The sequence below is a fragment of the Microbacterium oleivorans genome (assembly GCF_023715745.1).
GTDB lineage: Bacteria > Actinomycetota > Actinomycetes > Actinomycetales > Microbacteriaceae > Microbacterium > Microbacterium oleivorans_D.
The window spans coordinates 249,695-260,836 of record NZ_JAMBOV010000005.1; the positions used below are offsets into that span (position 1 = coordinate 249,695).

Here is an 11,142-nt window from a genome sequence, read left to right on the forward strand (position 1 = left end):
CGGCCCTGTTCCTCCCAGACAATAAGGTTGAATCCATGACCATCTCGGTCGCCGTCTCCGGCGCTTCCGGCTATGCGGGTGGCGAGATCCTCCGCCTCCTCGCCGCCCACCCCGACGTCGAGATCCGCACCGTCACGGCGCATTCGAACGCCGGACAGCCGCTCATCGACCACCAACCGCATCTGCGTTCGCTGGCGCACCTCACGCTCGAGGACACGACGCCGGAGATCCTCGCCGGGCACGACGTCGTCTTCCTCGCCCTGCCGCACGGGCAATCGGCGCAGTACACCGAGATGCTGGCCGACGTCCCGCTCGTGATCGATGCCGGCGCCGATCACCGGCTGACCGACCGGGCCGCGTGGGATCAGTTCTACGGCGGCGACTTCCCCGAGCCGTGGGCATACGGCGTCCCGGAGCTCCTCGCCGACGGGGTCAAGCAGCGCGACCTGCTGGCAGGGGCGCGCCGGATCGCCGCCCCCGGCTGCAACGCCTCCACCGTGTCACTCAGCCTCGCCCCCGGTGTCGCCGCGGGCGTCATCGACCCGGGTGACATCGTCTCCGTCCTGGCGGTGGGACCGTCCGGCGCGGGCAAGAGCCTCAAGACCAACCTTCTCGCCTCCGAGATCCTCGGCACGGCCAACCCGTACGCCGTCGGCGGCACGCACCGCCACATCCCCGAGATCCGGCAGGCGCTCGCCGCCGCAGCGCCCGCCGCGCGCGACATCCGGATCTCTTTCACACCCGTGCTGGTCCCGATGGCCCGCGGCATCCTCGCCACCTCGACTGCGCCGATCGCGCCGGGCGTCACGGATGCCGAGATACGGGAGGCCTGGGAGTCCGCCTACGCCGGTGAGACCTTTGTCCAGGTGCTTCCCGAGGGACGTTTCCCCCGCACGGCCGACGTGGTCGGCGCCAACACGGCCCTCATGGGACTGGCCATCGACCGCTCCGCGAACCGGGTCGTCGTGGTCACCGCGGTCGACAACCTGGTCAAGGGCACAGCCGGTGCCGCCATCCAATCGATGAACATCGCCCTCGGTCTCGCTGAGTCGACGGGTCTGAGCGTGAACGGAGTAGCCCCGTGAGCGTCACGGCAGCACAAGGGTTCGAGGCGGCGGGCGTGGCCGTCGGTCTCAAATCGACCGGAGCGAAGGATGTGGCCGTGGTCGTGAACCGCGGGCCGAGGAAGGTCGGCGCCGCCGTCTTCACCACCAACCGTGCCAAGGCGAACCCCATCCTCTGGTCGCAGCAGGTCATCGGCGACGGCGTCGTCGAGGCGATCGTGCTCAACTCCGGCGGCGCCAACTGCTTCACCGGTCCCTTCGGCTTTCAGACCACGCATCAGACCGCCGAGAAGACGGCGGAGCTCCTCGGAGTGAGCGCCGGCGACGTCCTCGTGTGCTCGACCGGTCTGATCGGAACCGGTGACGAGGTGTTCCGCGGCAAGGTGCTCGACGGCGTCGAGAAGGGCGTCGCCGCGCTCTCGGCGGACGGGGGAGAGGCCGCTTCGCTCGCGATCATGACGACCGACTCGCGCCCCAAGCGCGCCGTCGTCACCCGGGACGGCTGGACGATCGGCGGGATGGCGAAGGGGGCCGGCATGCTCGCGCCCGGCCTCGCAACGATGCTCGTCGTCATCACGACGGACGCCGACCTGGATGCCGCCGGTGCCGACGCGGCGCTGCGTCAGGCGACGCGGGTCAGCTTCGACCGCCTCGACTCCGACGGCTGCATGTCGACGAACGACCAGGTGACCCTGCTCGTGAGCGGAGCCAGCGGCATCCGTCCCGACGGGGATGCGTTCGCCGCTGCCCTCACCGAGCTGTGTCTCGACCTCGCCGCGCAGCTGCAGGGCGACGCCGAGGGTGCGAGCCACGACATCACGATCGAGGTGATCGGCGCCGCGAGCGAGGACGACGCTGTCACCGTCGGCCGCTCGGTCGCGCGCAACAACCTCTTCAAGGCCGCGATCTTCGGCAACGACCCGAACTGGGGTCGAGTGCTCGCGGCGATCGGGACGACCGAGGCCGCTTTCGACCCCTACGACGTCGATGTGTCCTTCAACGGTGTGCGCGTCTGCACGGCCGGAGGTCCGGACCGTCCGCGCGATGAGGTCGACCTCGCGCCGCGGGCGACGCACATCCTCATCGACCTCCGCGTCGGCGACGCGGCGGCGACGATCCTCACCAACGACCTGACGCACGACTACGTCCACGAGAACAGCGCCTATTCGTCATGACCGACATTCAGCAGACCACTCCTGAGGAGGCCGCCGGGAAGGCGGCCGTCCTCGTCGAATCCCTCCCGTGGCTCAAGCGCTTCCGTGAGCAGATCGTCGTCATCAAGTACGGCGGCAACGCGATGGTCAGCGAGGAGCTGCAGACCGCGTTCGCGGAGGACATCGCCTACCTGCACCACGTCGGCGTGAAGGTCGTCGTCGTCCACGGCGGCGGGCCGCAGATCTCGAAGATGCTCGACCGCCTCGACATCCCGAGCGAGTTCAAGGGCGGCTATCGCGTCACCAGCACCGAGGCCATCGGTGTGGTCCGCATGGTGCTCGCGGGGCAGATCAACCCGCAGCTCGTCTCGCGCATCAACGCGCACGGCTCTTTCGCGACGGGCATGTCCGGCGAGGATGCGGGCCTGTTCCAGGGTCGCCGCCGCGGGGTCGTCGTCGACGGCGCCGAGCACGACCTCGGTCACGTCGGCGACGTCGTCGGTGTGGATCCGCAGCCGATCCTCGACCAGCTCACCGCCGGCCGGGTGCCGGTCGTCTCCTCGATCGCGCCGGATGTCGATGAGCCGGGAAGCTCCCTGAATGTGAACGCGGATGCCGCGGCCGCTGCGCTCGCGGTCGCGCTGGGCGCCGTCAAGCTGGTCATCCTCACGGACGTCGCGGGACTGTACGCGGACTGGCCGAACCGCGACTCGCTGGTGTCGAACCTGACGGCGACCGAGCTGCGGACCATGCTGCCTCGCCTGGAGTCCGGGATGATCCCGAAGATGCAGGCGTGCCTGGACGCCGTCGACGGCGGAGTGAACCGCGCGGCGATCATCGACGGACGCCAGCCGCACTCCGTGCTGGTGGAGCTCTTCACGAGGCGCGGAATCGGAACCGAGGTGGTGGCGGGATGACCGTGCAGACGACGACGAGCTGGAAGGACGACGCCGCACGCGACCTCGTCCTCAACTCCGGCGACCGCTACGCACTGCTGGTGCGCGGCGAGGGCGCCTACCTGTGGGACGACGAGGGCACGCGATACCTCGACTTCCTCGGCGGGATCGCCGTGATCTCGCTGGGCCACGCGCACCCGGTGTTCGTGCAGGCGGTCGCAAGCCAAGCCGCGACCCTCGGTCACGTGTCCAACTACTTCGCCACCCCGCCGCAGCTCGGTCTCGCCGCCCGCCTCAAGCGTCTCGCGGGAACGGGCGAGACCGGCCGCGTCTACTTCGGCAACTCCGGCGCCGAGGCCAACGAGGCGGCGTTCAAGCTCGCGAGACTCCACGGGGGAGCCGATCGCCCCCGCATCCTCGCCCTCAAGAACGCGTTCCACGGCCGCACGATGGGCACCCTCGCCCTCACCGGCAAGCCGGCGATGCAGCAGCCGTTCGAGCCGATGGTGCCGGGTGTGGAGTTCCTCGACTCGACGATCGAGGCGCTCGAGGCGGCCATGGACGACCGGGTCGCCGCGCTGTTCGTCGAGCCCATCAAGGGCGAGGCCGGCGTCCTCGAACTCCCCGAGGGGTACCTCGCCGCCGCCCGCGAGATCACCCGCCGGCATGGCGCGCTCCTGATCGTCGACGAGATCCAGACCGGCGCCGGACGCACCGGCGCATGGTTCGCCTTCCAGCACGCGGGCATCACCCCCGACGCGATCACGGTCGCCAAGGGCATCGGCAACGGCATCCCGATCGGTGCGCTCATCACGTTCGGGGCGGCGAGCGATCTCTTCTACCCGGGCACCCACGGTTCGACCTTCGGCGGCAATCCGCTCGCGACCGCCGTCGCGTCGGCCGTCCTCGACGAGATCGAACGAGCCGAGCTGGTTGAGGCCGCCGCAGAGCGCGGGCAGCAGGTCCGCGACGCAGTCACCGCGATCGGTTCGACGCTGGTGGAGGGATGCCGCGGCCGCGGCCTCCTCGTCGGCGTCGCCCTGCGGCATCCCGTCGCCGGTGCGGTCGTCGCCGCGGCGCAGCAGCATGGGCTGATCATCAATGCGGCCAACGACTCGACCATCCGTCTCGCGCCGGCGCTCACGATCGGGGACGTCGAGATCGACGAGTTTCAGACCCTGTTCGCCCGCGCCCTCGCCACAGTCGAGGATGCGCTGATGCTCGACGGCACCCCTGACCCGGACGACACTTCTGACACGACGGAGGCCCCCGCATGACCCGCCACCTGCTGCGCGACGACGACCTGACCCCCGCCGAGCAGGCCGAGATCCTCGACCTCGCACTCGAGCTCAAGGCCGACCGTTGGAAGGAGAAGCCGCTCGAGGGGCCGCAGACGGTCGCGGTGATCTTCGACAAATCCTCGACTCGTACGCGTGTCTCCTTCGCGGTCGGCATCGCCGATCTCGGCGGCTCGCCGCTCATCATCTCGACGGCGAACAGCCAGCTCGGCGGCAAGGAGACCCCGTCCGACACGGCGCGCGTCCTCGAGCGCCAGGTCGCCGCGATCGTGTGGCGCACGTACGCGCAGGCGGGCCTCGAGGAGATGGCGGCGGGCACGCGCGTCCCGGTCGTCAACGCCCTGAGCGACGATTTCCACCCCTGCCAGTTGCTGGCCGACCTCCTCACCATCCGCGAGCACAAGGGGCAGCTGAAGGGGCTGACGCTCACGTTCTTCGGCGACGGTCTGTCCAACATGTCGCACTCGTACGCGCTGGCCGGCGTCACCGCCGGCATGCACGTGCGCATCGCCTCGCCCGAGGCCTATGCGCCGCGCGAGGACGTCGTCGCCGACGCGGACCGCATCGCCGCCGAGACGGGCGGCTCCCTCACTCTCTACACCGACCCCAACGAGGCTGCGGCCGGCGCCGACGTCATCGTCACCGACACATGGGTCTCGATGGGCAAGGAGGAGGAGAAGATCGCGCGCCTGCGCGATCTCGGGTCGTACAAGGTCACGCAGGAGACGATGGCGCTCGCCGAGGGCGACGCGATCTTCATTCACTGCCTCCCCGCCGACCGCGGATACGAGGTCGACGCCGACGTCATCGACGGGCCGCAGAGCGTCGTCTGGGATGAGGCGGAGAACCGCCTGCACGCGCAGAAGGCGCTGCTGGTGTGGCTGCTCCGGCAGCAGTGACACGTGCCTGGCGGAGCTGGAACGGCCCCGCCAGGCTCCACGGGGTGGACCTCGCCCGAGCGCTGGCCGTGTTCGGCATGCTCGCCGCGCACCTGCTGACCACGCCGGAACCGCTTCGGCTCACCGATCCGTCGACGTGGGTCGACGTCGTCAACGGCCGGTCCTCCATCCTGTTCGCCGTGCTGGCGGGCGTGTCGATCGCGCTCATCACCGGCGGTCGGATGCCGCACCGCGGTGCAAGGCTGGGTGTCGATCGTCGACGCCTGGCCGTTCGCGCCGTGATGCTGTGGGCGATCGGACTGCTGTTGACGCAGACCGGGGTGCCGATCTACGTGATACTTCCTGCCTACGGCATCCTGTTCCTCCTCGCGCTGCCCCTCCTGGCACTGCCGGTGGCAGCCCTGTGGGCGATCGCGGTCGCCGTCGCCGTCGTGGTCCCGTGGGTTCTGCCATACCTCGAGGCCCTGCCCGTCTGGGAGGGTGAGGCGGGGGAGACGCTCTTCTTCGCCGTCGGCTGGGCGTACCCCTTCCCGCTGTGGATCGCCTTCGTCACCGCGGGGATGGCCCTGGGGCGCACCGATCTACGACGGGCAGGCACCCAGGTGTCGATCCTCGCGATCGGCGTCGCGCTGGTGGCGCTCGGCACGGTCGTCGGGTCCGTCGCGGACATGGCCGGGTGGGCGCAACCGGACTCGTACCTCGAAGCTGTCCTCAGCGCCGAGGCGCACAGCGGCGGAATCGTCGAGGTCGTGTCGTCGACGGGATTCGCGATGGCTGTCCTCGGCGCGTGCCTGCTCGTGTGCCGGACGCCGCTGACCTGGGTTCTGGCACCTCTGCGGGCCGTCGGATCGATGCCGCTGACCGCCTACGTCGGCCAGGTGGTCGCGTGGGCGATCATCGCGCTCGCCGTGTTCGGCGACACGACCGACTTGCGGGCGTTCCGAGATCTCCACCCGCTGGGGTGGTTCTGCGTGGGAGCGATCGTGCTGTGCACCCTGTGGGCGGTCGTCGTCGGCCGTGGACCGCTGGAGGGTGCGCTCGCCACGGTGTCGCGCCGGCTGGTGCCGACGGAGGGCGGGAACCCCGCCGATAGGGTGGAGACGTGAGCGAGCGCAAGAACGAAGCGACGAATCAGGGCGCGTTGTGGGGCGGGCGGTTCGCCACGGGCCCCTCACCGGAACTCGCTGCGCTGAGCCGTTCGACGCACTTCGACTGGGCGCTCGCCCTCTACGACCTGCGCGGATCCCACGCGCACGCCCGTGCGCTCGGGCGCGCCGGCTACCTCACGGCGGACGAAGAGGGCCGTATGCACGCGGGGCTCGACGTCCTCGGTGAGGCGGTGCGCGCCGGAAAGCTCGTGGCGACCGACTCCGACGAGGACGTGCACGGCGCGCTGGAGGCTGCTCTCATCCGCGAGGTCGGGCCCGAGCTCGGAGGCAAGCTGCGCGCCGGGCGGAGCCGCAACGATCAGATCGCCACGCTCGTGCGCTTGTTCCTCCTGGACCACTCGCGCGTCATCGCCCGAGACCTCGTGCGCCTCATCGACGCCATCGTCGCCCAAGCCGAGGCGCACCCCGAGGCGATCATGCCCGGCCGTACCCACCTGCAGCACGCGCAGCCCGTCCTGCTGGCCCATCATCTGCAGGCGCACGCGTGGCCGCTCGTCCGCGACCTCGAGCGTCTACGCGACTGGTCCGCCCGCGCATCGGTCTCCCCGTACGGCGGGGGAGCGCTCGCCGGAGCCACCTTCGGACTGGACGCTCAGCTCGTCGCAGACGACCTGGGCCTCGCCCGCCCGGCTGAGAACTCGATGGACGGCACCGCCGCCCGCGACGTCGTCGCCGAGTTCGCGTTCATCACGGCGATGATCGGCGTCGATGTCTCGCGGTTCGCCGAGGACATCATCATCTGGAACACGCGGGAGTTCTCCTTCGTGCGTCTCGATGACGGCTTCTCGACCGGGTCGAGCATCATGCCGCAGAAGAAGAATCCCGACATCGCGGAACTCGCGCGGGGCAAGTCGGGTCGCCTCATCGGCAACCTCGCCGGGCTGCTGGCGACACTCAAGGCGCTGCCGTTGGCGTACAACCGCGATCTGCAGGAGGACAAGGAGCCCGTCTTCGATTCGGTGACGACGCTGGAGGTTCTGCTGCCGGCGTTCGCGGGCATGATCGCGACGCTCCGTTTCGACACGGATCGGATGGCGGCCTCGGCGCCGGAGGGTTTCTCGCTCGCCACCGACGTGGCCGACTGGCTCGTCAAGCGCGGGGTTCCCTTCCGCGACGCGCACGAGATCTCCGGCGCATTGGTGCAGGCGTGCGAGCAGCGGGGGATCGAGCTGGCGGATGCCGACGATGCACTCCTCTCGGACGTGTCACCGTATCTCGGTCCCGAGGTGCGCGAGGTGCTCACGATCGACGGCTCGGTCGCCAGCCGGGATGGCGCCGGGGGGACGGCGCCGGTGCGCGTCGCCGAGCAGCGGGCCGCCCTGGTGGCGCGCACCCAGGAGCTCGCGCACGCGCTGGAGGTCTGACTTCGCTGAATCCGCGGGTTATAACTCTCGAAGAATAAGTCATTCGCTTATTGCACCGATGTCATCACCGCCGTACCCTTCAGGCATGGGTGACAACGCCGCAGTGATCGCTGACATCGTCGGGTCGCGGATTCTGCAGGACCGTGCCGGCGCCCAGCAGGCGATCGTGACGATGGCAGAGAAGGTGCACGCGGATCTCCCCGTCGCGACAGCTCCTCTCGCCGCCACCGTGGGCGACGAGTTCCAAGCCGTCTTCCCCGGCCTCACGGCCGCGGTGGCGTCCCTCCTGCTCGTGCAGTTGGGGCTTCCCGAGGGCGTGCAGCTCAGATTCGGGATCGGCGTGGGGGCGGTGGATCCGATCGACGAGTCGATCACCGACGGTCCGGGATGGTGGGCGGCTCGCGAGGCGATCGACGATGCGCACCGGCTCCAGGACCGCGCCGTGCCGCACGCGCGCACCCGCATCGCCGCCGCAGCGGGGCAGGATGCCGTCATGCACGAACGCATCGCGTACGCCAACGCCTATCTCCTCGCTCGCGACGAACTCGTCGCGTCGATGAGCGAGCGCACCCGCCGCTTGACCTACGGGCGATGCCTCGGGCGCACGCAGCGAGAACTCGCCGACGCCGAAGGCATCAGCCAGCCCGCCGTGTCGCAGGCGCTCGCCTCCGCCGGCTCCGCGGCGCTCGTCGCTGGATTCGCCGACCTCGTCCGGGGACTCGCGTGATCGGTGCAGGAATCGTCCTCCTCGGCGTCGGTGTCGCCGACCTCATCCGCCTCTACGTCCCCTCGCGGGGGCGCGGCGTCGCGTATGCGGCGGCCGCCCTCCTCATCCTCATCGGCGCGGCGGGAGCGGATGCCGTGGTCTGGGCCTTCGTCGCGGTCGCCGTGGCCGCCGTCTGGGTCCTCGCGACTCCCGGTTCCACCGGTGGCCGCGCCGGCTTGTGGCCGCTGATCGCCGTGGCTGCCGCCTCGTTCGTCGCCGTCGCCCTCCACGGAGTGCGCGTCGATCAGGGGCCGCTCGGCGAAGCGTGGCCGGCGGGTTCGCCGCTCGGTGCGGTCAGTTTCGATGTGGCGGTCTTCGTCGTCGGCGCGGTCACGTTCCTCGTCGAATCGGGGAACGTCGTCGTGCGTGCGGCGCTCCGCGGGGGCGAGGTGAATGCCGATTCGCCCACCGCGCTGAAGGGCGGTCGGCTCATCGGGCCCCTCGAACGCGTTCTCGTCTTCGCGCTGACGCTGACGGGCGCGTTCACTCTGCTGGCCGCCGTCCTCGCAGCGAAGGGCATCGTCCGATTCCCGGAGATCTCCCGTGACAGTGCTCTCGGTACCCGTGCCGAGTATTTCCTCATCGGCAGTCTCGTCAGCTGGGTCACGGCGCTCGGCGCCGCCTTCCTCCTGTGGTGGGGCACCGCCGGCTGACTCTTCCGCGGAGGCGCGGGACCTCGGTGCCTCTGCACGACGAGGTCGCGCCCCGCTGATCGGCCGCAGGCCCGCTGATAGCCTGGAACATGTGTCTGAATCCGTTCCGAGCGCCGAAATGAAGGCTCTCGCGCCCGCCAACGACCCGTCCTTCCCGAATGTGTGGGACGAGATCGTCTGGCGTGGCCTCGTGCACGTGTCCACCGACGAGGCGTCTCTGCGCGACCTCCTCTCCGGCGACCCGATCACGTACTACTGCGGCTTCGACCCGACGGCGCCGAGTCTGCACCTCGGCAATCTCGTGCAGCTCCTGCTCCTGCGCAGGCTGCAGCTTGCGGGCCACAAGCCCCTGGGATTGGTCGGTGGATCGACCGGCCTCATCGGCGATCCGCGCCCGACGGCCGAGCGCACGCTGAACACCCGGGAGACCGTGACCGAATGGGTGGAGCGCCTCCGCGGTCAGGTGGGCCGGTTCCTGAGCTTCGAGGGTGACAACGCCGCCCGTCTCGTGAACAACCTCGACTGGACGGCGCCGCTCAGCGCGATCGACTTCCTCCGTGAGATCGGCAAGCACTACCGCGTCGGCACGATGCTCAAGAAGGATGCCGTCGCCGCGCGACTCAACTCCGATGCGGGCATCAGCTACACCGAGTTCAGCTACCAGATCCTGCAGGGGATGGACTTCTTGGAGCTCTACCGCCAGTACGGGTGCGTCCTCCAGACCGGTGGCAGCGACCAGTGGGGCAATCTGACCAGCGGCACCGACCTCATCCATCGCGTCGAGGGTGCATCGGTGCACGCCATCGGCACGCCGCTGATCACCAACAGCGACGGGACGAAGTTCGGCAAGAGCGAGGGCAACGCCGTATGGCTGGACGCTGACATGTGCAGCCCGTACCGGATGTACCAGTTCTGGCTCAACACCGATGACGCCGACGTGGTCGCCCGCCTGAAGGTCTTCACCTTCCTCACGCGGGACGAGATCGAGGAGTACGAGCGGCTCGTCGTCGACGAACCCTTCCGTCGTGCCGCACAGCGACGGCTCGCGATGGAGGTCACGACGACCGTTCACGGATGGGATGCCGCCTCTGCGGTCGCCGCGGCTTCCGACGCGCTGTTCGGTCAGGGTGACCTGACGGCGTTGGATGCACCGACGCTGAGGTCTGCTCTCGAGGAGCTCCCGAACATCACCGCTGACGGAGGTGTCCCTGTCGTGCAGGCGCTTCTCGACACCGGTCTGGTCTCGAGTGCGAGCGAAGCGCGCCGGGCGATCGCGCAGGGCGGCGTGTCGGTCGATGGGGTGAAGGTCGTCGATGACGACCACGTCATCTCGGGCTCCCTGCCGGGAGGCGTCTCGGTGCTGCGCCGCGGCAAGAAGACCCTCGCCGGGGTGTTCGTCTCCTGATCACCGCCGTACGAGAGGCCGTCCATCCCCGAGCCGGGGGAGGGCGGCCTCTCTGCATGAGCCGCGGAATCCCGCGCGACACGCCCGGGATGCGGGCGAGATTTGCCGGACCTGCGGGAGCCGCGTAACTTATTACTCGTTCGCCCCACAGGGAAGAGCGAGAGACCGAAAGGCCTCCGGCCCCCTCAAGCGGAGAACACAATCCATCCCAAACCTCTCCTAGAGAGAACAAGGCCTCTTGGTCTAGGATGGGGACTCCACCTCGAAGCCCCGTGGTGATGAGCCCGTAACGATCTTCTGGTCGTCGCGTGCCGTCCTGTTCGGGAGTCGAGTGAAGAGTCAGTGACGTTGCCTCACTACGAAGCCCTTGCGGGGGTGGTGTGGGAGCATCCGATCCTTGAGAACTCAACAGCGTGCACTTGTCAAATGCCAAATAACCTCGATCTCGGCTTCGGCTGAGGTGAGATTCCTTTG

10 protein-coding genes are annotated in these 11,142 nt (G+C 69.4%); all 10 read left to right on the plus strand.

Annotated elements, in window-relative coordinates:
• Positions 1-35: 35 nt before the first annotated feature.
• The 10 genes from argC (at position 36) to tyrS (ending at position 10,668) form a co-directional block, all read left to right on the plus strand.
• Entirely contained in the window at positions 36-1,085 is a 1,050-nt protein-coding gene (gene argC, locus M3190_RS13600) for an N-acetyl-gamma-glutamyl-phosphate reductase (protein WP_251582700.1), read from the plus strand.
• Positions 1,082-2,239, plus strand: a complete 1,158-nt coding sequence (gene argJ, locus M3190_RS13605; protein ID WP_251582701.1) for a bifunctional glutamate N-acetyltransferase/amino-acid acetyltransferase ArgJ — start codon at positions 1,082-1,084, stop codon at positions 2,237-2,239. Before argC ends, argJ begins: the two co-directional genes overlap by 4 nt.
• Positions 2,236-3,135 (plus strand): acetylglutamate kinase, encoded by a 900-nt coding sequence (gene argB / locus M3190_RS13610; RefSeq protein ID WP_251582703.1) that lies wholly within the window; start codon positions 2,236-2,238, stop codon positions 3,133-3,135. The genes argJ and argB overlap by 4 nt, the downstream gene beginning before the upstream one ends.
• Positions 3,132-4,391, plus strand: coding sequence for an acetylornithine transaminase (locus M3190_RS13615; RefSeq protein WP_251582705.1), 1,260 nt, complete (start codon positions 3,132-3,134; stop codon positions 4,389-4,391). Before argB ends, M3190_RS13615 begins: the two co-directional genes overlap by 4 nt.
• Positions 4,388-5,311 (plus strand): ornithine carbamoyltransferase, encoded by a 924-nt coding sequence (argF, locus tag M3190_RS13620; protein ID WP_251582707.1) that lies wholly within the window; start codon positions 4,388-4,390, stop codon positions 5,309-5,311. The genes M3190_RS13615 and argF overlap by 4 nt, the downstream gene beginning before the upstream one ends.
• Positions 5,312-5,355: 44 nt before the next feature.
• Positions 5,356-6,417 (plus strand): heparan-alpha-glucosaminide N-acetyltransferase domain-containing protein, encoded by a 1,062-nt coding sequence (locus M3190_RS15550; RefSeq protein ID WP_251582709.1) that lies wholly within the window; start codon positions 5,356-5,358, stop codon positions 6,415-6,417.
• Entirely contained in the window at positions 6,414-7,844 is a 1,431-nt protein-coding gene (argH, locus tag M3190_RS13630; protein ID WP_251582711.1) for an argininosuccinate lyase, read from the plus strand. The genes M3190_RS15550 and argH overlap by 4 nt, the downstream gene beginning before the upstream one ends.
• Positions 7,845-7,929: 85 nt before the next feature.
• A complete protein-coding gene (locus tag M3190_RS13635) occupies positions 7,930-8,571 on the plus strand; it encodes a SatD family protein (protein ID WP_251582713.1) in 642 nt (213 codons plus the stop codon).
• The gene (locus M3190_RS13640; RefSeq protein WP_251582716.1) at positions 8,568-9,263 is read left to right on the plus strand and encodes a hypothetical protein; all 696 of its coding nucleotides are present in this window, start codon (positions 8,568-8,570) and stop codon (positions 9,261-9,263) included. Before M3190_RS13635 ends, M3190_RS13640 begins: the two co-directional genes overlap by 4 nt.
• 118 nt (positions 9,264-9,381) lie before the next feature.
• On the plus strand, positions 9,382-10,668 hold the full coding sequence (gene tyrS, locus M3190_RS13645) for a tyrosine--tRNA ligase (protein ID WP_285876423.1): 1,287 nt from the start codon (positions 9,382-9,384) through the stop codon (positions 10,666-10,668).
• Positions 10,669-11,142 lie beyond the last annotated feature (474 nt).